We start from the raw sequence: 21,073 nt of genomic DNA, 5'->3' as shown, positions 1-21,073 counted from the left end.
GTCAGGACAGGCGATGGAATCGGCTGAACATCCGTGCGTGCGGCACGCGAGGCAAGGGTCGCGCATGCTCCGAACACTCTCGATCAAGAACTTCGTTCTGATGGACGACTTGACGCTCGACTTCAGCGCGGGGATGTGCTTGCTCACGGGCGAAACCGGTGCGGGCAAATCGGTTCTGATCGAGGCTCTGGCGGCCGCGTTGGGAGGCCGAGTCACGCTGGACATGATCCGGCGCGGGGCCTCACGCGCCACCATCGAGGCCACCTTCGTGAGTCCATCGGATGGCGCCTGGCCCGTGGCCCTGGATGAGAGCCTTCAAGCCGAGGGGCTGGAAACGGCGGTCGAGAACGAGCTGACCCTGAGCCGGGAAATCACCCCCAGGGGGAGTCGCTGTCGGATCGACGGCCAGCTGGTCACCCAGACGGTCCTGAGGCAGATCGGGGCGCTGATGGTTGATGTCGTTTCCCAGCACGAGCACCAGCGCTTGATGGTTCCCGCTTTCCAGCGGGAGCTACTGGACCGATATGGTCGACTGCTGCCGCAGAGGCAGGCGGTCCGAGAGGCCCACGCGCGCTGGACGGGCCTGAGAACCCGCCTGAAAGAGCTGCGTCAGACCAGCCAGACCCGGGAGCAACAAGGCGATTTCTGGCGCTATCAACTGCGCGAGATCGAAGCAGCCGCCGTGCTCGATGCTCACGAGGAGGATGCCCTGAAGACCGAGCGTCTGCGCCTGGTGCACGCGACCGACCTCCGCCGCGTGACGGAATCGGCTTACCAGGGCCTATATGCAGGCGAGCAGGAACCCTCGGCCTTTGATCAGATCGCACGGTACGTGCAATCACTGAGCGAACAAAGCGGTCATGACCCAGCGCTCGAGGAAGCCTGCGCCTCCCTGGCTGAAATCCAGGCTTCCCTCAAAGAAGTGGCCACCGGCCTGCGTCAGCACCTGGAAGGTCTGGAAGCGGATCCGGAACGATTGCGGGAAGTGGAACAACGCCTGGATACCCTGGGCAACCTGAGCCGAAAATACGGCCCGGGTCTCAGCGAGGTGCTCGCTCACGCGGGCCGCCTGAGAGAGAACCTGGCAAACCAGGAAAGTGCTGACACGCGTCTGGCGGAGCTGAGCGAGGCGGTCAGAGCGTCACAGGCCGACCTGGTGGCCGCTTGCGACGCCCTGACGGCTGGTCGTAGGGAAGCAGCCAGCGTGCTGGAGGAGGCACTGGGGCAGGAATTGAGAGAGCTGGAATTGCCACGGGCCAAGCTGGTCGTCCAGCTCACGCCGAACGAGGGGCCGGCGGGCTGGCGTGCAGATGGCGCCGAGCAGATCGAATTCCTGATCAGCTTGAACTCCGGAGAATCCCCTCGCCCATTGGCAAAAAGTGCCTCCGGCGGCGAAATGGCCCGCGTGATGCTGGCCATGGAAACGGTGCTGGCAGGGCTGGATCGCGTCCCCGTGCTGGTCTTTGACGAGGTAGATACCGGCATCAGCGGCAAGGCGGCGCTGGCGGTGGCGGAACGTCTGGCCGACCTGTCCCGCTCCCATCAGGTTCTGTGTATCACCCACCTACCGACGGTGGCGGCGATGGCGGACCACCACATCCACCTGGAAAAACGGGACGATGACGTTCAGACCCGGGTCGAAGCCACCCCCCTCGATGAGGCTGGACGCATCCGGGAGCTGGCGGCCCTGTCGAGCGGGTCACCACATCCAGCGGCTCTGCAGCACGCGGAGGCCCTGATCGCGCAGGCCAAACGCCACAAAGACAGTGCTGGGCCCAGGCGGGCGACCGGCAGCGGGCCCCATTCCGAGAGGTAATGCTGTGCAGCCGACCCATTTTCGCCTGAAGCAGGGCGCCTTCGAAGTGGAATTGAGCGGAAGCGCTGAATTTGTGGAGCGTCAGCTCTCTCGGTACCTGGCCAGCTGGATGCAGGCCGCCGGCGACCCTGAACTCGGCCCTGAAGCTCGTGTCGCGTCAACGCCTGTGGCGCCTGCTGATGCCCCCCAGGACAACTCATCAGAGGTCTTTCCGAGGGTTCGCCCCGACTTTCAACCGAAGGTGAATGTCTCCCTGGCAGAATTCGTCCATATGAAGGAGGCCGTTTCGCCCAGCGACCTGCTCGTCGTCGGGGCCTACTACCTGGAAAAATATCACCGCCAAGAGTCTTTCACCGCGGCGGACTTGCAGAAATCGCTGGCCCAGTTGCCAGCCTGGGACTGCCGTCAGGTGGATATCGAGCTGGAAAGCGTGCTCACCATGGGGTGGCTGGAACGCCTGCGAGACGGCCACTACACCTTGACCTTCAAGGGGCAGAATTACGTTCGCGACGGACTCGTCTGAGCGAAACCCCTGTCGAATTCACCACCGACGCTTGTCACGCCTCTTGGTATTATGTTAATCATTGGGCGCAACCCTGAAGGTCAGGCGAGTGAGATGTCGGTCGACCAAGCTGCCCCATTCACCACGGCCGCCCGCGAACGCCAAGAAGCGTTCGAAGCCGCGTGGTTACATCCCGCCGCCGCCCGCGCACGGGCGAGCCGCGGACGAGACATGGCGGAGCCGGAATGTCCGCTGCGAACGCTCTATCAGCGTGATCGAGACCGGATTCTCCACGCCAAGGCCTTCAGACGCCTGAAACACAAGACCCAGGTCTTCATTGCGCCCGAAGGCGATCATTACCGCACGCGTCTGACCCACACCTTGGAAGTCGCGCAAATCTCCCGAACGCTGGCGCGCGCCTTGCGCCTGAATGAAGACCTGACCGAGGCCATCGGGCTCGGCCACGATCTCGGGCACGCCCCGTTCGGCCACGCCGGCGAGCGCGTGCTGGATGAGTTGTTCGAACCGGCAGGATTTCGCCACAACGAGCAGAGTGTGCGGGTGGTCGAGCACCTGGAACCGCTCAATCTCACCCGCGAGGTGCGCGATGGCATTCTGCACCATACGGGGCCGGGCATCCCTTCCACCCTGGAGGGCCAGATTGTCAAAATCTGCGACCGGATTGCTTACCTGAACCATGATCTGGATGACGCGCGGCGCGCCGGCATCATTGGAGACGGCGACATTCCGACCTGGGTGGATGCCACCTTCGGCCACACGCGCGGGGCACGCATCGCGTGCATGCTCGATGAGCTGATTCAACACAGCGACCTGGAGGCCGGCGAGATTCGCATGGGGCCCGAGCGTCACGAGGCCTTCCTGGAACTCCGCGCCTGGATGTTCAAGCGGGTCTACACCGGCAGTCGGGCCAAGGCCGAAGAGAGCAAAGCGATGCGCGTGGTGGCGCAGCTTTACCAGCACTTCAGCCAGGATCGCGAGGCCTTGGAAGCGGGACTGGGCACCCGGATCGCACCGGAGGAGCACGCCCGTCGGGCGGTCGACTACGTGGCTGGTATGACCGATCGGTATGCGATGGCGGCTTACCATCGGGCCTTTTTGCCGTCCCCATGGCGGCTCGCCGATGAATCTGCTTCCATGGGCCCGTGAACCTGATACCTGACGACCCCATCGCCGAGATCCGTGCGCGTGCCGACATCGTCGAGGTCATCTCCGAACGCGTGGTGCTCAAGCGCAGCGGCCGCAACCTGCTCGGCCTCTGTCCGTTCCATCAGGAACGCACCCCCAGCTTCAACGTCAACCCGGAACGTCAGATTTTTCGCTGTTTCGGCTGCGGAGAAGGCGGTGACGTCTTCACCTTTGTGATGAAGACGAACGGCATGACCTTTCCGGAGGCGCTCCGCTCCCTGGCCGAACGCTACGGCATCACCCTGCCAGAACGTAGCCCTCAAGCCGATGAACGCCAACGCATCCTGGAGGCCAACGAGGCCGCAGCAGGCTATTTCAGCTGGTTGCTGGAACACGAGGACCATGGCCGTGACGCGCGGGCTTACCTGAGTGGCCGCGGAATTGATGCCACCTGGCGAAAACGATTTCGGCTCGGGCTCTCGCCGAACGGCTGGGACGGCCTGCACCGCCATCTGCTGGGGCGCCAGGTGCCCTTGGACGTTCAGGAGCAAGCGGCCCTGGTCAGGCGACGTCAGAGCCAGGATGGCTGTTATGACTACTTTCGCAACCGCATCATGTTCCCGATCCTCAATGAGGCCACCCAGGTGGTGGGTTTCGGCGCTCGGGCCCTGGGCCCGAATGATGAGCCCAAGTACCTGAATAGCCCGGACACCCTGGTCTATCGCAAGGGGAACCTCCTGTACGGCCTGTCGGAGGCGCGTGAAGCCATGAAGCAGCGAGACCGGGTGATCCTGGTGGAAGGCTACCTGGACGTACTCACGGCCCACCTGTCAGGTTTCGAAGAAACGGTGGGCGTGCTGGGAACGGCGCTCACGCCTCAGCAAGCGCGGGCCTTGCTGCGCTACACCCCCTCCCGACGTGTGACCCTGGCCTTCGACGCCGACCGCGCCGGCCTGCAAGCCGCGGAGCGAGGCATCGCCACCCTGAGCGAGGTGACCCAGGGGGTGGGCCTGGAGGTGCGCGTGCTGGCGGTCCCCTCCGGCAAGGACCCGGACGCCTTCCTGAGACAGGAGGGTGCCGCGGCGTTCGACGCCCTGCTCTCGACGGCGCCGAGCCTGTTCGAGTTTTTGCTGAACCGGGCGATCGCCCCGCACGACCCGAGCACTCCCGAGGGGCGCACCCGGGCGGTCGCAGCGGCCGTTCCGATCCTGCGTCAAATTGAAAGTTACGTGACCCAGGACCACCACGTCACGTGGCTGAGTGAGCGTCTCCAGACGCGTCCGGAGACGCTGCGCCTGGAACTCGGCAAGGGCACCCGGCAGCCAGGCTCGCTCCCCGCGCGGGTGCCCCCGCCCCCCGCCAAGAAGCTCTCCACGCGAGAGGCCGAGCGCTTGCTGCTTTACCACATGGTGGAACACCCTTCCGCACGGGCCGACCTGCGGGAAAAACTGGCCAATGTGGTGTTCAGCCCGGTCCATCAGGCCATCCGGGAGGCCCTGGCGCAACTGGATGCCGAGGGCGTGCAGCCGATCGACTGGTCCCTGCTGCTGGCCCGTTTCTCGGGCGAACTGGAAATTCACAAGGCCCTCTCAGCGCTGTCCTTCGAAGACTACGCGGCCTGGGGGCGCGACCTGTCCGAGGTGGTCGAGGATTGCATCCTGACGCTGGAGATCGATTACTGGCAGGCCCACAAGCTGACGCTCACGGAACGCATCAAGCGAGGGGATCAGGTCAGTGAAGCGGAAACGCGCCGCTTGCAAGAAATCGTCCTGTATCTGGTCAGTCTCGACAAAAAACGTCGAAAAATGGCGCCCAGCGTCGATGAAAAATCCCCCCAGGCGGGAACATAAGTCCCGGGGCGCCCCCCCCCAGCAGGAGACACGAACTTGGCAGACCACACGGACACCTTGAAACGAAAGCGTGCAGAGGAAACGCTCCTCGACGCGTTCTCGGAAGGTGACGGCAGTCCACTGGAAGATGACTTGTTCGAGATCGCGACGGCGACCTTGGATGACTCGGAGGCGCCTGGCGATGCGGACCTGCAGGATGTGTCCGATGAGGTCGACCTCGACCTGACCGTCCCCAAGGGCATCTCCACCGATGACCCGGTTCGGATGTATCTGCGAGAGATCGGCACCATCCCCCTCCTGAACGGGGCGCAGGAGGTGGCCGTGGCCAAGGCGATCGCCGCCGGGGGAGTCTCGGGGGACCGCGCGAAGCGCAAATTGGCCGAGGCCAACCTGCGCCTGGTCGTTTCCATTGCCAAGAAATACGTGGGCCGGGGCATGCTGTTCCTGGACTTGATTCAGGAGGGGAACCTGGGGCTGATCCGGGCGGTGGAAAAGTTCGATCACGCCAAAGGCTTCAAGTTCTCCACCTATGCCACCTGGTGGATTCGCCAGGCCATCACCCGCGCGATTGCGGACCAGGCGCGGACCATTCGCATCCCGGTGCATATGGTCGAAACCATCAATCGGCTCAAGAAGGTCAGTCGCAAGTTGTCACAGGACCTGGCACGCAAGCCGACGGACGAAGAACTGGCAGCCGAAATGGAAGTCACGGTGGAGCGCCTGCGTGAAATCGTGAAGGTCTCGCAGGAACCCGTCTCCCTGGAGACCCCGGTGGGCAAGGAGGAGGATTCGCGCCTCGGAGACTTCATCGAGGACCGTGACACCGCCGCACCGGTTCATGCCGTGACCCACGAACTGCTCCGCGAGGACATCTCGGATGTACTGAATACCCTTTCGATGCGCGAACGCGATGTGCTCAAGATGCGCTTCGGCCTGGAAGATGGTCGCCAGCGCACCCTCGAAGAGGTGGGCCAGAAGTTTGGCGTGACCCGCGAACGCATCCGTCAGATTGAGGCCAAGGCGCTGCGCAAGCTGCGCCACCCGAACCGCAACAAGCGGCTGCGCGAGTACATCGAGTGAGCTTTCGAGCCGCCGGTGAAATAGCGAAAAGCAGCGTCAGCGCTTGCTTGACGGCCTCAGCGAGCGACTGATAGACTGGGCGGGTTTGCCCTGGAAGCTTAGCTCAGCGGTTAGAGCAGGCCACTCATAATGGCTTGGTCGTGGGTTCGAACCCCACAGCTTCCACTCGCCGCGATGAGGCCTGGAACCCCGCCAGGTCGCAACCGCTGCCCGTCGCTGGTCAACGCCCAGATTCCTGCGCAAGATGGTTCGGTCAGGCATCGAGCCGGAGCAGACGCATGGCCTGGGCAGACCGAAAATCAGCCGGGGAAGCGCTTTCAAGCGCATTGATGAACGAGCGAGATGGACGCTGCGTGGTGATCGGACTCCCGCGCGGGGGCGTGGCAGTCGCCGCCCCCGTCGCCCGAGCGCTGGCCGCCCCGCTCGACATCCGCATCGTCAAAAAAATCGAGACGCCCGGTGCGCCCGAACTGGCACTGGGAGCAGTGACGGATGCCGGGATCACGGTCTGGAACGAACCGTTGGTCCAGCACTTCGGCCTCACCCCCAGCCAGCTGGCGACGGCCCGTGAAGACGCCTTGGCGGCCGCCAAACGTCGCGCGGCCAAGCTTCGTGGCGCGTGCCCCTCCCTGCCATTGCAGGGTCGCCACGTCCTTCTGGTGGACGACGGCATGGCCACGGGCATGACCGTGGCCGCGGCGGTCGCGGCCATCCGACAGGAACAGCCAGCCCGCCTCGTGGTGGCCTGCCCCGTCGCCTCAGCGACTGCCAGCAAGGCGCTGGCCAGGCGCGTGGACCGGCTGGTCACGCTCGCCATTCCCGCCGACTTTTCAGCCGTCGGGCTCCATTATGCGGATTTCACTCCCGTCGAAGAAGCGGAAGTCAGCCAGCTGTTACGCGAAGCACACGCCAGCGTGGTCCGTCAGTCGTCCTGACCGAGGTCATCGACGCCCTCCTCCGCTTGCTCCTCGCCCTCAGCCTCCTTGGGCTTGGCGGCGGCGCGCCCCCGGCGCGCGGGCAACACCGAGGTCAAGCTGATGGGCTGAGGCTTGGGCGGATTGAGCAAACGCTCGACCTGAGCGAGCAAGACCTTGACCTGTTTATCGAGGGCGGCGTTGCCGCCGTCCCGCAGGGCTTGCACCTCGAAGGTGGCGAAGTAGGACGTCTGCAGGGCCTTGCCGTGGCGCACGATGCTCAGTGAGCCGCGGTCACGCCCCGAATACTGATAGTCCGCGGTCGCATCAAGGGCTTTCAGTTCGGCATCCAATGCCTGTTTGAGCCAATTGAGGACATCCAAATCCGTCGCACTGCGAGCCACAAGAACCTCCTTGAAGGTGTCGCGAAGACCGTCCTTCAGGATGGTACCGCGTCTGCCGGGATTCCCGAAACCGGGAAACGCACGGTGAAGGTCGACCCTTCGCCCGGGCGACTTTGCACGTCGATCCGTCCACGATGACGCTCGACCACACTGTACACCGTCGTGAGGCCCAGGCCGGTGCCCTCCCCGATCGGACGCGTGGTGAAGAAAGGGTCGAAGATTTTGGGCAGATTTTCAGGCAGGATGCCGCAGCCCGTATCCGACACCCGCAACACCACCTCATCGCCCTCGAGTTGCAGCTGGAGGGTCACCACGCCTTCCCCGTCGAGCGCCTGACAGGCATTCGTGAGCAAGGCGAGGAAGGCCTGGTTGAGCTGCTTCGCGTACGCGTTGAGCACGGGAACCGCATCCAATTCAAGCTGATAGGTGACCTTGTCGCCAAAGCGCCCCTGCACCATCGCCACCGCGCTCTCGACCCCGGCCCGCAAATCCGTCGGTTTCAGTTCGGCTTCGTCGTGACCCGCAAAGGTTTTCAGATCGGCCACAATCTTCTGACAGCGGGTCGTGCCCTTGACCACGCTATCGATGGTCTTGGTCACATCATCCTGCAGGTATTCGAAATCGATGTCATCCTTCCGGCGCTGGATGTCCGGATCATTCGGCAATTTTTGTTCATAGGTTCGGATCAGACCAAACAGGTCCTGAGCATAATTGCGGAACACCTTGGCGTTCCCGTGGATGAAGTTCAAGGGGTTGTTCAGTTCATGGGCCACCCCGGCCACCATCTGACCCAACGACGACATCTTTTCCGCGTGAACCAGCTGCCCCTGGGTCTTTTTCAGTTCTTGCAGGGTGCGTTGCAATTCTTCGGTGCGCAGCGAAACCTTTTCCTCCAGGCCCGCATTCAGCTCCCGAATGGTCTGGTAAGCACGGGCATTGGCCAGTGCCAGGCTCACCTGCCCGGCCAAACCTTCCAGCACGGACAGGTCGCTGGGACCGAAGGTTCGGGCCACACTCTGTGAACTGACGTAAAGCACCCCGCTGACCTCCTGCCCGGCACGCAGGGGAACGCACATGATGGAGCGCAAGCGCAGGTTCATGATGCTGTGCTTGGTCGCGAATCGCTCATCTTCCTGGGTGTCGATCAAGGCGAGCGGCTTGCCTTGAGACAGCACCTGCTGAATCACGCTCTGGCTGACCTGCAGGTCCGGAACAGCCTGGCCACCACGGTCCCTCGTCGCCAGACGCTCCATCCCCCAGAACACCGCGCCGTGCTCGGCCTCAGAAACATCGAGGGCCTGGCGCAACACCATATCGAGGATCTCGTTCAGATCCAAGGTCGCCGAAACGGCGCGCGACAGTTCATTCAGCTGCTCGAGATGGTGCTTGTCCTCACGAATCATCCGCAAGCGACGCTCCGCGACCAGCAGGACCCCCCAGGCTTCGCTGTAGGCCGCGAGACGGGACGAATTCAGGCAATTATCACGCGCATCGACCCAGAGGCATCCGTGCAGCAAGCCATCGTGAAAAAACGGCACGGCCTGAGCCACGCGTCCTCCGTGCGACCACTCCGCGGTCTGACGCTCGTAGCGGGCCCTTTCCAGCGGGGTGCGAGACACATCCAGCACCTCTGAGAGAGGCGCGCCGTGAGGGATGTTGAATAACTCGCGACCATCATCCTCGAAGATCTGCACCAGCCCGCGTTCAGCCCCGACGGCCGCCACCGTCTGCGCGATCAGAAGTTCAAGCGTCGCCACGCCGAGGGTGTCGTGTTCTCGTACGATGCGGTACCACTCGGCATCCAAACCACCGCTCCCGGCCTCGGCCGGAGCCGCCTGGCCCCCCGACGGGCTTCCCTCGAGCGGAATACATTCCAGCGTCATGAACAGGGAGCCCTGCTCGGTCAGCCCCATATCGTAGACGTCCCAGGCCCCCTCGATGCCCACCCCCGGGGTGCGCCGAAACTCGTTCTTGAAGCGATTCAACCGAGGCGGGGCCATCGGATGGTCCGCGTCGAGAATCTTCAACCAGAGCGGCTTTTGGCGGAGGTGGTCAAAGGCCCGGTAAACCGTTCCCATATCCCCTTCAGCAACCGACTCGAGCAACTCATAGCGGTTATTGATTCGCTGCTGTGGTGTGGTGGAATTACCGAACACAGCCCTGACCTTCCGAGACCGTGGCGTGACACGTGCGCGCACGCCGGCGTCGCCAGCCTCGCTTCCCCGGATTCATACCCGAACCCTCAAGCACGTCACCAAACCCCAGCCAGCCGACGCTACAGGTCATACGGTGAACCGGGATCATCGAGCAGCGCGCGGTCACACTCCAACGGCAACACAATCTGGAAGGAGGTCCCTTGCCCCACCGAAGACTCGACATGCAGGCGTCCACCGTGCTTTTCGATGATGCGCTTGGTGATGCACAACCCGAGACCGGTCCCCTCGCCCGGGCCCTTGGTCGAGAAATAGGGCTCGAAGATGCGCGGCAAGACCTCGGGGGGAATGCCGGTCCCGTTGTCCTGAATTTCCAGCGTGACATGCGCCTCGGTGGCCCGAGAGCGCAGGGTGATCGTGCCTTTTTCGGGGATGGCCTGCACCGCGTTGACGATCAGGTTCATCAAGACTTGCTGGATGTGTCCCGTGATTCCCTGAATGGGCGGGAGTTGATCGCATTCAAGTTTGAACTCGACCCGGCTGCGATAGGAGCTTTCGACCAGGCGGACCGTCGAGGTGATCAGGCGCCTGAGATCGACCGGACCCACCTCCGACTGATTCGCGATCGAAAATCGACGAAGGTCATCCACCAAGCTGCGGGCCCGCCCAGCGCCTTCCAGACAAGAAGTGAGCGTACGTGGCAGGTCTTCGCTCAGAAAAGGCCAGTCGATGGCGATGGTGTGCGCCTCAATTTCCGGCGACGTCACGCCGGTTTGCTGGTACAGGGCAATCAGCTCACGTTGCTGATCCAGGTACTCCCGAAGAATCTGCAGATTGGCGTTCACGATATTGAGCGGGTTGTTCAACTCGTGGATCACGCCGGCCACCAGCTGCCCCAAGCTGCGCAGCCGCTCGGATTGGGCTGCGTGATTCGCGTCTTGCGCGGTGGAGGAGGAATTCATCGAGGCATCACCCCGCTTGTCCAACATGGCGGAACGGGCGCCCCGAGGACGCCTCGGCCAACAGATTGACGTAGGCTGAGCCTGGTGGCTCGGTCAGCAACACCTCGGCTTCGTAAAGTCCGGTCGCGCCGGTTCGCGTCGAGGCCACCTTGCCTTGGAGGGTGACGCCCATTTCGGTGCCGACCACCGAGCTGATCACCGTGGCCTGAATGGGACTGTTGAAGCGCGGCTCCTCATCGAGGCCCGCCAGCAAAACGCCTTGCCCATGCAACTGTGAGATTAGCGCGGCCTTCACGACCGAACCCGGGACCAGGTATCGACCGCGGTAATTGACCGGAACCCGCAACACCTCGGGCGGGTCCGAACTCCCTGGGTCGCCGGCCGGGTAAACCGCCAAACCCGCTTCGTTCTCCTCGTCGAGCAGCACCCGCTGGAACACCCGCTGGGCGCGGTCGGTCTCGAAACTCAGGGTGCCCATACTGCCCAGCGGCGCCACCCCATACGCGCGGCCAATGCTACCATCCCGCATCCGTTGCGCCTCCTTGTCGAGGTACAGCGTGCCGTACTGGTCGACGAAGCGCACCCTGGCCACCAAGCGTACCGCACCGAACGCCAGTTCGACCGGCTGGTTCACCCCCGGTGCTGGCACCACGACGGCCGCCAGATTGCGCAGCAGGGTGTTGACATCCACCGGCTTGAACATGATCGCGTCCGTGACGGAGCGAATGGTATTGAGCAGTTGCGGAGAGGTGGTATCCCGGGTGATCAGGATGACGGGCAAACGCCGAAACTGCGGATTGCGCTTGAGCAGCAGCAGCGTCTCCAGACCGCTGGGATCAGGCGTCTCCGAATCCAGAATGATGGCGGCCGGCTTGGTCGCATGCACCAGCTGGAATACCTTCTGCCCCGTTTCAGCGGGCAACACCTCGTAGCCCTCGTTCTGTAGCACCGCGGAGATGGAGCGCCGAAACAGGTCTGACTTGTCCGCAAGGATCAACTGAGGCATGGAGCAAGGTCCGGATTGGCCGCCAGGACATCGGCAAACTGGCTAACCAGTTCAGGGTCGAACCGCACGCCCTGGTCCGCCTTGAGCGCGGCGATCGCCGCGTCCTTGGCGATGCCGGCCACGCCTGGCTGACCCTGCACCAGCTCTTCGAAGGCGATCGCCACCCGCAAGACGCGAGCCAGCAGCGGGATGTCGTGGCCCCGCAAGCCCTGTGGCCCGGAGCCGTCGTAGCATTCCAACAGTTGTGCCAACAGCGGAGTGGCCCTGACGAAGAACGGCAGTGGAAGCAGCATCTCCTCACTGGAGGAGGGACCGAGCGCCAGCGCCTGACGCGCCGCCTCATCCAGGGCCTCGGGCGACGCGTTGAGAAACGCGTCCGGCAGCACCAAGGTGCCCAGCTGATACAGGTGGGCGGCCGCCTCGAGTTGGGTCATCTCCTCACCGAACAGCCGCAGCTCCCGCGCCAGCGCGCTGGCATATTCCTTGACACGGCCGGCCCGCCCGCGACAATGCGGCGCCCGTTCTTCGAGACGCCCCACGATGTTGGAAAAGGCCGAGAGCACCATGGCCTCGTCGTTGCGATACTCCGCCAGCATCCGACGGTTGTCCAACGTCAGCTGGTAGGACTCCAAGGAGCGCTTCACGACAAGTTTAAGTTCATCAGGGTCCCACGGCTTGGAGAGGTACTGATAGATGTGGCCCGCATTGATGGCGGCGATGATGTCCTTGACGTCGGAATAGGCGGTCAACAAGATGCGCACCTGGTCCGGATCCCGCAGGTAGGCCGCGCCCAGCAATTCGGCGCCGGTCATCTGCGGCATGCGCTGGTCGGAAATGATCATGTCGACGTCCATGCCCTCGAGGAACTCGAGCGCTTCGGCCCCGCTGTTGGCGGAAAACACGTTGTACTCACGCCGCAGAACCCGTTCGAGGAGCAAGAGATTGTCCGGCTCGTCGTCCACCACCAAGATTGCGTACTTCTTCGACACGGATACTCCTTGCAGTCGGCCCATCAGGCCACGAGGCGGACGACAGCGCAACGAACCTCTGGGTGCCTCAGGATAGAAGTCGGGTCCGAGACCCGTCAAGCGGCCACAAGGGGCATCTCCGAGGCATTTGACGGGGTTTCGTGGTCGCCTTCCGAAGGATGGCCTATGATGAAATGAAGGCGACCGCTCACCACGCCAATCCCATACACCGTCATACCCAAAAATGGAGCCTGGAATGTCTGACCTCACCACGCTGGCCTCGTTGATCCGTCAAGCCTTCGAAGACCGCAGCCTGCTGAGTGCGGCGAACGTCACGTCGGCCATCGACGAAACCTTGTCCCTGCTCGATCAGGGGCAGGTCCGCGTGGCCGAAAAACAGCCGGACGGGTGGGTCGTGAATGATTGGGTCAAGCAGGCCATCTTGCTCTACTTCGCCAAGCAACCGCTGGCCGAGATCGCGGCGGGCGACCTGCGCTTTTTTGACAAGGTGCCGACCAAAACGAACCTCGCGCAGGCCGGCATTCGGGTCGTTCCCCCTGGGGTGGCCCGGCACGGCTCTTTCCTTGAGCCGGGCTGCATCCTGATGCCCGGCTATGTGAATGTGGGGGCCTACGTGGGGGCCGGCACCATGATCGACACGTGGGCCACGGTCGGGAGTTGCGCCCAGATTGGCCGGAACGTCCACCTGTCCGGGGGAGTGGGCATCGGCGGGGTGCTGGAGCCCCCGGCCGCCCGGCCCGTGATCGTGGAAGACGGGGCCTTCATCGGTTCGCGCTGCATCCTGGTGGAGGGCGTCATCGTGGAAGAACAAGCGGTGCTGGGCGCTGGCGTGGTGCTCACGGCCTCGACCCCGATCGTCGATGCCCGCCAACCCGACGTGCCGATCCGCAAGGGTCGGGTACCGGCCCGGGCTGTCGTGATTCCGGGCTCAATCCCTAAAACCTTTCCAGGTGGTTCATTTCAGGTGCCCTGCGCGCTGATCATCGGGGAACGTCAGGCCAGCACGGATCTGAAGACCAGCTTGAACGACGTGCTGCGGACCTTCGAGGTGTCGGTGTGAGCCTGCCGGACGCGCGCGATCTGGCGGGCATGACGCTCGCCCTCTGTGGCATCCCTTCGGTCACTGGCCAGGAAGCCGACCTGGCCACCGTGGTCCACGAGCATCTCCTCGGAAAACCCAAAAACCTACACACCACGCGCTACTGCAACTCCATCATATGCCAAACGACACGGCAAGAGGGGCGGCCCACGATCGGCCTGTTCGGACACCTCGACACGGTCAGGCCTGCCCAGGATCAGCCGCTGGAGATGCGAGACGGACGGGTCTACGGATGTGGCGCCAGTGACATGAAGGGCGGCCTGGCGGTCATGCTCGCATTACTCTCCGAACCATTGCACAGCCAGCGTTTTAACCTGGTTGGCGTGTTTTACGACAAGGAGGAGGGCCCCGCGAGTGAGAATGGCCTGGAGGAAGTCTTCCAGCGAGGCCTGATCCCCCCGCTGGACCTCGGCATCTGCCTGGAGCCCACGGACAATCGCCTGCAACTGGGCTGTGTCGGCGGACTGCACGCCCTGCTCACCTTTCGGGGGCAGCGGGCCCACAGTGCCCGGCCCTGGCAGGGCAAGAACGCGATCTATGCGGCCATCCCCGTGCTCAGCCGGCTGCGCGACCGGGACCGCGTGGCCGTGCGTCAGGGTGAACTGGTGTATTACGAGGTGGCCAATCCCACGATGGCCAGCACCAGCAATTCCCGCAACGTGATTCCGGATGCCTTCAGCGTCAACGTCAACCTGCGTTTCGCGCCCGGCAAGAGTCTGATGCAGGCCAAGCAGGAACTGCTGGCGCTGGTTGACGGCGAGGCGGAGGTCGAGTGGGTCGATGAGGCGCCAGCTGGCGACGTGTGTCTGGACCATCCGCTGGTTCAGGCCTGGCAGGCCCGTGCCCAGCTGCCGCTCGAGCCCAAGCAAGCCTGGACGGATGTCGCCCGCCTGACCGCTCGTGGCATTCCAGCCCTCAATTTCGGACCGGGCGAAACGGCACAGGCGCATCAGGCCCGCGAGTCGATCGCGTTCGCGGACCTCGAAACCTGCCACCGCCACCTGCAACAGTTCCTGACCGCTGAAAATTGACGTGCCAGGCCCCTGCGCGGGCGGCCCGGTTGCCGGACGGACGCCAATCTGGCATGATACGGACTCGGGAGGGTCCACGACCGACACACCGAGGCCCGTCGGGGCGCCACGACTCCGGCTCCCCCATCCTCGACCCTTTCAGGAGCATCTCCATGGCCGATAAAGCGACCAAATACGCTGACAACGCGACGGGCAAATATTACGTCGACGAAACCTGCATCTTCTGCAACCTGTGTGAATCGCTGGCGCCGGACAATTTCCGCGCGGTGGAAGACGGCACCCACGACGTCTGCTACAAGCAGCCGACCTCGCCTGATGAGGATGCCGCTTGTCAGGAGGCCCTGGCCGGCTGTCCGGTGAACGCCATCGGGGACGACGGCGACCTTTGAGTCCCGCGCCGAGCGGAGCCCCGTGCCAAACGGGGCTTTTTTTACGCCCAGAACCATGAACCCGCAACTGTCCGCCATCCCTGCCTCCCTGATCCGCGCCATCCACGCGAAAAAACAACCCGGTGACATTGACCTGGGCCTCGGGGAACCCTTGCTGAGACCCGACCTGGCCCCCTTCGAACGGGCCACGGCCTGGGTGCAACGACACGGCTGCCCCTACACGCCGAATGCCGGCGCTCTGGACCTGAGAGAGGCGATCGCCGCCTCCTGTGCCTATCCAGGTCTCGATCAGCCGGAGAACGTGTGCGTCACGGTCGGCTCGCAGGAAGCCCTCTACCTGGCCATCAAGGTGCTCTGTGACCCCGCCTGTCACGAGGTGCTGATCGTGGCCCCCTGCTACCCCGCCTATGCCAAGCTGTGTGCCCTGGAGGGAATTGCTCACCGCTTCGTGGTGATGGATTCTGCCGAGGACTACGCCCCCGACCCGGCCCGTGTGCTCGCGGCGCTCTCGCCGAACACGCGCCTCATCGTGCTCGCCACGCCGGCCAATCCGACCGGGCGGGTCTGGTCGGCGGCGGCACTGCTAGCCCTGGCGGAGGGGTTGTCACAGCGAGGCGGCGAGCGCCCCTACGTGCTCATCGACGAGGTTTACCGCGCCTTGTGTTATGTCGAACCACGCCCCCCCTCTCTGGCCAGCCTGTATGACCGCACCCTGGTTGCCAACAGCCTCTCCAAGAGCCACGCCTTGACCGGATTGCGCCTAGGCTGGCTGCTGGCCCCGAAGCCGATCACGGAAGCGGTGGTCAAGGCCCACCAGTTCCTGCTGACCTCCGCCAGCACCTATTCCCAACGGGTCGCGCACGCCGTGCTGACGGAATCTCCGGGTATCGAGGCCGCGCTCGCCCACTATCTCGCCCAACGACAGGCGATCCGCGCGGCCCTGAGCCACCACCGCCTGCGCCACATCGCGCCGGAGGGGGCCTTCTACACCCTGGTGGCCCTCCCGCCCGATTTCGCCAGAACCTCGCTGGATGCCGCCCTGGCCTTGCTGGAGAGCCAGCGGGTCGTGACGATTCCAGGCTCCGCCTTCGAGGCGGAGGGCTGGCTCAGGCTGTCCTGGGTGGCCCCCGTGGCCGACCTGCAGGCAGGCGCCGCCAGAATAGCGGCCTTCTTCGACCACCCCGATGTCCAGACACCGACCTGACACCACCCCTGGCGGCCTGTTGAAACGCCCCTCCAAGCGCTCGTCGCGCCGCATCATGTAAGGTTTCCCCGTATCAACCAGCAGGAGTCCCACCGTGCGTGCCTTCCAAACCGTCACCGACTATCACGTTCATGTCGAGCGAGGCCCCTACACCCAAGCCTGGCTGGATGAGTTCGTGGCCTGGGGCCACAAGGCCGGCGTGACCGATCTGGGCATCTCCGAACACGCCTACCGCTTTCATCAGACCAAGCATTTGCTCTGGAATCCCTGGGTCGCCCGCAAAAAAACCGAGGATCTGGACGCCTATCTGGCCATGCTGCTGGCAGCCCGCGAGCGCGGCGTGCCGGTCAAGATTGGCATCGAGATGGATTACATGCCGGAAAACGGGGCCGCCATGAAGACCTTCCTGGCACAATATCCGTTCGATTACGCGATTGGCTCCGTCCACTGGTTGGGCGGCTTCGGCTTCGATCTCGATGAGATGCGCGAGCAGTGGGAGCGGGGCGACGTCGAGGAAATCCACAACACCTACTTCCAGATTCTCGAGCAGATGATTGCGGATCGGCCGGTCGACATCATCGGCCACGCGGATGTGATCAAGGTGTTCGGATTTCACGCGCCCCGGGTGGCCATGGACTGGTACAGGCGCCTGACGCCGCAGATCAAGGCCAGCGGCATGGCCGTCGAGGTCAGCACCGCGGGCTGGCGCAAGCCGGTGCGGGAAATCTATCCGGCGCCGGAATGGATCGCGCTGCTGGTCGAGGCCGAGGTGCCTCTGGTGCTCTGCTCGGACGCCCATCGGCCCGAGGATGTCGGCGCCGGTTATCCTCAGGCCATGGACCTCCTGCGGGCGCTGGGAGTCAAACAATTACACACCATTGCAGGGCGCACGCTCTCGCTGGCCCGATAACGGCGAGCGCTCGTCATTTTCAGCGTTATGTGCCAGGTGACACCAGCCGGACCACGACCTGACACCGGGCTGAATACTGCGCCAATACAGGCATGAAGGGTTATCGGAGGACGCCGAAGGAACGGGCGGGCTCCGGTCTGAACGGTGGCTGAAGGGGCGAACGCTGAAATCCCCTGTGCTGCAATGAACTCCGCCGGCCGGAGGGTGGCACCCCCGAACGCGCGAGACAAAATATTCCAGATAAGATCAATTATCCCGAATATTTACTCAAGCAGGAATTCGAGGTCTTCCAGGGTCAATTCCGAGCCGAGATCCGAGCTACCCAGGACATCCTGGACCATCTGGCGCTTCTGGGCCTGCAGGCTCAGGACCTTCTCCTCGACCGTGTTGCGGGCAATCAGCTTGTAGCTGAACACGTGCCGCGTCTGCCCGATCCGGTGGGCCCGGTCCGTCGCCTGATCCTCAACGGCGGGATTCCACCACGGGTCGAAGTGGATGACGTAATCGGCCCCGGTCAGGTTGAGACCCGTGCCACCCGCCTTCAGGCTGATCAGGAACACCGGCGTGTCATCCGCATTGAAGCGCTGGACGCGCTCCAGGCGATCGCGGGTCTGACCATCGAGATAGGCGTAGGCGATGTCTTCCTGCTCCAGCGCCGTCCGCAGCAAGGCCAGCATCTTCACGAATTGCGAGAACACCAGCACACGGTGCCCCTCGGCCAGCATCTCGCGCAGCAGTTCCATGAACTGCTCCACCTTCGCCGAGGGCACGCGTGCCTCGTCCTTGAGCACCAAGCGGGGGTCGCAGGCCACCTGGCGCAGCCGCAGCAAGCCTTCCAGCACGTGGAAGTGCGCCCGCCGCAACCCCCTGGAGCGCACCTCGGAGAAGATGTGGCCGCGCACGGCCGCCAAGGTTTCATCGTAGAGCTTGCGCTGCTCGGGGCCCAATTCGCAGTAGCTGACCATCTCGGTGCGCGGCGGCAGATCGGTCGCGACATCGGCCTTCAGACGCCGCAGCAAGAACGGACGGGTCATCCGCCGCAGCTGATCGCGCGACGAGGCGGTCTCGGTCGCCTCCGGCTTGAAGTAGGTTTGCCGGAAATGGCGCTCCGAGCCCAGCAGGCCGGGCATCAGGAAGTGGAACAGGCTCCAGAATTCCAGCAGGTTGTTCTCGATCGGCGTGCCCGTCAGGCAGAGCCGATGGCGGGCCCGAATGCGGCAGGCCATCTTGGCCGCCTGGGAGCGAGGATTCTTGATTTTCTGGGCCTCGTCCAGAATCGCGAAATGAAACGGTTGCTCCAGCAAAACATTGCGGTCTCGCTGAAGCAGGCCATAACTGGTGACCACCACATCGGCATCGGGCAGGCTGTCAAAGCGTGCGTGACGATCCGAGCCATGCAGCACCAGCACCTTCAGCTCCGGCGCGAAGCGCGCGATTTCCTGCTCCCAGTTGTAGACCACGCTGGTGGGCGCCACCAGCAGGCTGGGCCCGGTGCTGCCGGAGGACTTCTGGTGCAGCAACAGGGCGATCGCCTGGATGGTCTTACCGAGGCCCATCTCGTCGGCCAGAATGCCGTGCAGGCCATACTCCCGCCAGAACCACAGGCGCGCCAGACCGCGCAGCTGATACTGGCGCAACTCACCGCGAAAACCTGTCGGTGTCTCGACCTCGGGAATGCTGTCAATCCCTTCGAGGCCCTGCAAAAACTGCCGCCAGTCCACATCGACCGAGGCATCGGAGGCCAGTTCGAGCAACTCGCGGGCAGAGGGGGCCAGATAACGCGGAAGGCGCTGGGAGAAGCCTTCCGCTTCCCCCTCGCCCTGAATGCCCAGGCTCTGGGCCAACTGAACCTGACGCGCCAGCCATTCCTCGGGAAGACGGCCATAGGCGCCACTGCCCAACTTCACGAACCTGGAATTTTGCTTGAAGGCTTCTCGCAGGGCCGTCCAGGGCACCAGTTCCCCATCGATGCGCACGGCGGTTTTCAGATCGAACCAGTCGATGCCGGAGGAAATCCCCATCGACAGGTGCGCCCGTTGGCGATTGACCCTCAGATTGGCCAGTCGCTCCTCGCCAAAGACCTCCCAGCCTTCTGCAAGCAGGAGCGGCACCTCATCCATCAGGAAGGCCAGCGCCAGATCGCCCCAGGCCCAGTACTGGCCACCCCCGCGCGCATCCAGACCGGTTGGGCCCAGGCGCTCGACCAGGGCCTTCTCCGCTGCCGGGTCGCGCTGCCAGGCACCCCAGACCCCATTTTTCTCGCCGCCGAGCAGGGCGCGACTGTCCGTGGGGGATACCGGACCGGACGCATCGTAGCGGAAGGTGACCCGAGCGATCAGGCGCTCGCCTTCCTCCGAGAGCGTCAGGCGCGCGCGCGGAGCCACGTCGTCGTGGCGAACGGTCTCCGCCAGATTCGCTTCGCCAGGGTCGGAGGTCTGGCCTGGCTCCAGCGCCTCCCCGGCGCCCTCCCCGGGCACTTCCAGCAAGGGGCGCATTGTTTCCCGCACCTGCAGCCAGGCAGGCTCGGCCCCCACCAGGCGGGCGGTGGCGCCCACCACCAGTTGCCCTTCGATGTCCCACAGCGATTCATAGGGCCCACCCACGCTGCGAATGGGCAGGTCGGGCCGGATTTCGAGCGGCGTCCGGCCAGCCCCGAACACGAAGGGGCTGCGCGCCAGCCAGGCAAAGACCGGATTGACCATCTCATCGCGCAACGGGATGCCGTGGGCGTGGGGAGACGAGAAATCGCGGTGGTGGCTGCGATAATAGGGTTCAATCAGGTCCAGCACGGCCACGTCCAAGGCTGTCAGACCATCCCGCTTGATCGGCCCCCACATCGCCAGGGGGCGTGGCAGGCCTGGAAGCCCGTCATCCATCACCACCGCGCGTTCCAGGGACACCCACACGGCCAGGTTTCTGGCGTACTGTTTCTCCAGACGCTTGGGCGGCGGCGCGAGATGCACGTTGTAGCAGAGCACCTCCTGGCCGGGACGCAGCCCGGAGACCGTCTCGGCCCCCTGGCTGACCGGCGCCCGCGAGGCGTCCTGGATGTGCGCCATCGCCAGGGCCATCGCGTGCTTGCAGGGAGGGGACATGGGGCAGCTGCAGACCGCCTCGAGTTGCCGCCCGTCCCAATGCAAGCGAACCCGCACGGGGGTCAACGGACCCTCGTCGACCTCCGCCTCGATGACCAGGTGCCCCACCTGAGGTTCCGTCACCTCGCGAGAGCCGACGGCCCCGCGCTTCACGTAAGCAGCGCCTCGGCGCAGCGTGGCCGGGTCGCCCCACTTCTTGAGATCCCAGTCCTGCATCCGCTTGCGCCGATCTTTCTACGTAGGTGCGTCCACAGGCTTGCTGATCAGGGCGTCAGCCGATCTGATCAAGGGAGGGGGCTTCCGGCCGCGGAAGTGATCTCCTCAAACGCGGGACAGTGGCCCAGTATAGCAAAATAAGCCCCATCACCGCGCAGATCGCGCGCGCCTTTTCGTGTCCAACCGCAGGACAACGGTGGTGATTTGAATCATTCCACCGCTCGCGTGGGTATGTTAGCGTTGCTGGGATGGCTCGTTCGAGTCAGTTCGCTTCACCACCTGGACATCGCTGGTGACCCTGCGTTGG

17 protein-coding genes and 1 tRNA gene are annotated in these 21,073 nt (G+C 64.1%); 12 read left to right on the top strand and 6 right to left on the bottom strand.

What is annotated here, in order from left to right:
- Positions 1 to 64 precede the first annotated feature (64 nt).
- The 7 genes from recN (at position 65) to VKP62_05665 (ending at position 7,329) form a co-directional block, all read left to right on the top strand.
- Positions 65 to 1,816, top strand: a complete 1,752-nt coding sequence (gene recN / locus VKP62_05695; GenBank protein ID MEB3196680.1) for a DNA repair protein RecN — start codon at positions 65 to 67, stop codon at positions 1,814 to 1,816.
- Between the two features lie 4 nt (positions 1,817 to 1,820).
- On the top strand, positions 1,821 to 2,339 hold the full coding sequence (locus VKP62_05690) for a hypothetical protein (protein MEB3196679.1): 519 nt from the start codon (positions 1,821 to 1,823) through the stop codon (positions 2,337 to 2,339).
- Positions 2,340 to 2,432: 93 nt separating this feature from the next.
- Complete coding sequence (locus tag VKP62_05685; GenBank protein ID MEB3196678.1) at positions 2,433 to 3,485, top strand: deoxyguanosinetriphosphate triphosphohydrolase; 1,053 nt, start codon at positions 2,433 to 2,435, stop codon at positions 3,483 to 3,485.
- Positions 3,482 to 5,314 carry a DNA primase gene (dnaG, locus tag VKP62_05680; GenBank protein ID MEB3196677.1) on the top strand — a complete coding sequence of 611 codons (1,833 nt, stop codon included), beginning with the start codon at positions 3,482 to 3,484 and terminating at the stop codon, positions 5,312 to 5,314. Before VKP62_05685 ends, dnaG begins: the two co-directional genes overlap by 4 nt.
- Positions 5,315 to 5,350: 36 nt before the next feature.
- Positions 5,351 to 6,394 carry an RNA polymerase sigma factor RpoD gene (rpoD, locus tag VKP62_05675; protein MEB3196676.1) on the top strand — a complete coding sequence of 348 codons (1,044 nt, stop codon included), beginning with the start codon at positions 5,351 to 5,353 and terminating at the stop codon, positions 6,392 to 6,394.
- A 92-nt stretch (positions 6,395 to 6,486) separates the two neighbouring features.
- A tRNA-Ile gene (locus VKP62_05670) sits at positions 6,487 to 6,559 on the top strand.
- A 113-nt stretch (positions 6,560 to 6,672) separates the two neighbouring features.
- Complete coding sequence (locus VKP62_05665) at positions 6,673 to 7,329, top strand: phosphoribosyltransferase family protein (protein ID MEB3196675.1); 657 nt, start codon at positions 6,673 to 6,675, stop codon at positions 7,327 to 7,329.
- Here VKP62_05665 and VKP62_05660 read toward each other — a convergent pair.
- The 5 genes from VKP62_05660 to VKP62_05640 form a co-directional block, all read right to left on the bottom strand.
- Positions 7,317 to 7,712, bottom strand: coding sequence for a hypothetical protein (locus VKP62_05660; protein ID MEB3196674.1), 396 nt, complete (start codon positions 7,710 to 7,712; stop codon positions 7,317 to 7,319). The genes VKP62_05665 and VKP62_05660 overlap by 13 nt on opposite strands.
- A 35-nt stretch (positions 7,713 to 7,747) precedes the next feature.
- Entirely contained in the window at positions 7,748 to 9,868 is a 2,121-nt protein-coding gene (locus VKP62_05655; GenBank protein MEB3196673.1) for an ATP-binding protein, read from the bottom strand.
- Positions 9,869 to 9,987: 119 nt separating this feature from the next.
- Positions 9,988 to 10,827, bottom strand: coding sequence for an ATP-binding protein (locus VKP62_05650; GenBank protein ID MEB3196672.1), 840 nt, complete (start codon positions 10,825 to 10,827; stop codon positions 9,988 to 9,990).
- Between the two features lie 7 nt (positions 10,828 to 10,834).
- Entirely contained in the window at positions 10,835 to 11,833 is a 999-nt protein-coding gene (locus VKP62_05645) for a response regulator (GenBank protein MEB3196671.1), read from the bottom strand.
- Positions 11,821 to 12,822, bottom strand: coding sequence for an HD domain-containing phosphohydrolase (locus tag VKP62_05640; protein ID MEB3196670.1), 1,002 nt, complete (start codon positions 12,820 to 12,822; stop codon positions 11,821 to 11,823). Before VKP62_05640 ends, VKP62_05645 begins: the two co-directional genes overlap by 13 nt.
- A 235-nt stretch (positions 12,823 to 13,057) precedes the next feature.
- Here VKP62_05640 and VKP62_05635 point away from each other — a divergent pair, with 235 nt between their 5' ends.
- From VKP62_05635 to VKP62_05615, 5 genes are all read left to right on the top strand, one after another.
- Positions 13,058 to 13,882, top strand: a complete 825-nt coding sequence (locus tag VKP62_05635) for a 2,3,4,5-tetrahydropyridine-2,6-dicarboxylate N-succinyltransferase (protein ID MEB3196669.1) — start codon at positions 13,058 to 13,060, stop codon at positions 13,880 to 13,882.
- Positions 13,879 to 14,952, top strand: coding sequence for a succinyl-diaminopimelate desuccinylase (gene dapE / locus VKP62_05630; protein MEB3196668.1), 1,074 nt, complete (start codon positions 13,879 to 13,881; stop codon positions 14,950 to 14,952). Before VKP62_05635 ends, dapE begins: the two co-directional genes overlap by 4 nt.
- A gap of 152 nt (positions 14,953 to 15,104) precedes the next feature.
- Positions 15,105 to 15,341 carry a ferredoxin gene (locus VKP62_05625; GenBank protein MEB3196667.1) on the top strand — a complete coding sequence of 79 codons (237 nt, stop codon included), beginning with the start codon at positions 15,105 to 15,107 and terminating at the stop codon, positions 15,339 to 15,341.
- Positions 15,342 to 15,396: 55 nt separating this feature from the next.
- Positions 15,397 to 16,545, top strand: coding sequence for a pyridoxal phosphate-dependent aminotransferase (locus VKP62_05620; protein ID MEB3196666.1), 1,149 nt, complete (start codon positions 15,397 to 15,399; stop codon positions 16,543 to 16,545).
- A gap of 94 nt (positions 16,546 to 16,639) precedes the next feature.
- Positions 16,640 to 17,455: a histidinol-phosphatase gene (locus VKP62_05615; GenBank protein ID MEB3196665.1), complete on the top strand. Its 816-nt coding sequence runs from the start codon at positions 16,640 to 16,642 to the stop codon at positions 17,453 to 17,455.
- A 263-nt stretch (positions 17,456 to 17,718) separates the two neighbouring features.
- Here VKP62_05615 and VKP62_05610 read toward each other — a convergent pair whose 3' ends face one another.
- Positions 17,719 to 20,766, bottom strand: coding sequence for a DEAD/DEAH box helicase (locus tag VKP62_05610; GenBank protein ID MEB3196664.1), 3,048 nt, complete (start codon positions 20,764 to 20,766; stop codon positions 17,719 to 17,721).
- Positions 20,767 to 21,073: the final 307 nt, after the last annotated feature.

The organism is Candidatus Sericytochromatia bacterium (genome assembly GCA_035285325.1).
In the GTDB taxonomy this organism is placed as follows: domain Bacteria; phylum Cyanobacteriota; class Sericytochromatia; order S15B-MN24; family JAQBPE01; genus JAYKJB01.
Note: the sequence above shows the minus strand (reverse complement) of the source record. Positions and strands in the feature narration are given on the sequence as shown.

Excerpts from the sequence above, each read along its gene's own strand:
- VKP62_05645 (MEB3196671.1), bottom strand. The coding sequence starts at position 11,833 with ATGCCTCAGTTGATCCTTGCGGACAAGTCAGACCTGTTTCGGCGCTCC.
- VKP62_05685 (MEB3196678.1), top strand. The coding sequence starts at position 2,433 with ATGTCGGTCGACCAAGCTGCCCCATTCACCACGGCCGCCCGCGAACGC.
- recN (MEB3196680.1), top strand. The coding sequence starts at position 65 with ATGCTCCGAACACTCTCGATCAAGAACTTCGTTCTGATGGACGACTTG.
- VKP62_05610 (MEB3196664.1), bottom strand. The coding sequence starts at position 20,766 with ATGCAGGACTGGGATCTCAAGAAGTGGGGCGACCCGGCCACGCTGCGC.
- VKP62_05625 (MEB3196667.1), top strand. The coding sequence starts at position 15,105 with ATGGCCGATAAAGCGACCAAATACGCTGACAACGCGACGGGCAAATAT.
- VKP62_05665 (MEB3196675.1), top strand. The coding sequence starts at position 6,673 with ATGGCCTGGGCAGACCGAAAATCAGCCGGGGAAGCGCTTTCAAGCGCA.
- VKP62_05650 (MEB3196672.1), bottom strand. The coding sequence starts at position 10,827 with ATGAATTCCTCCTCCACCGCGCAAGACGCGAATCACGCAGCCCAATCC.
- VKP62_05620 (MEB3196666.1), top strand. The coding sequence starts at position 15,397 with ATGAACCCGCAACTGTCCGCCATCCCTGCCTCCCTGATCCGCGCCATC.
- VKP62_05635 (MEB3196669.1), top strand. The coding sequence starts at position 13,058 with ATGTCTGACCTCACCACGCTGGCCTCGTTGATCCGTCAAGCCTTCGAA.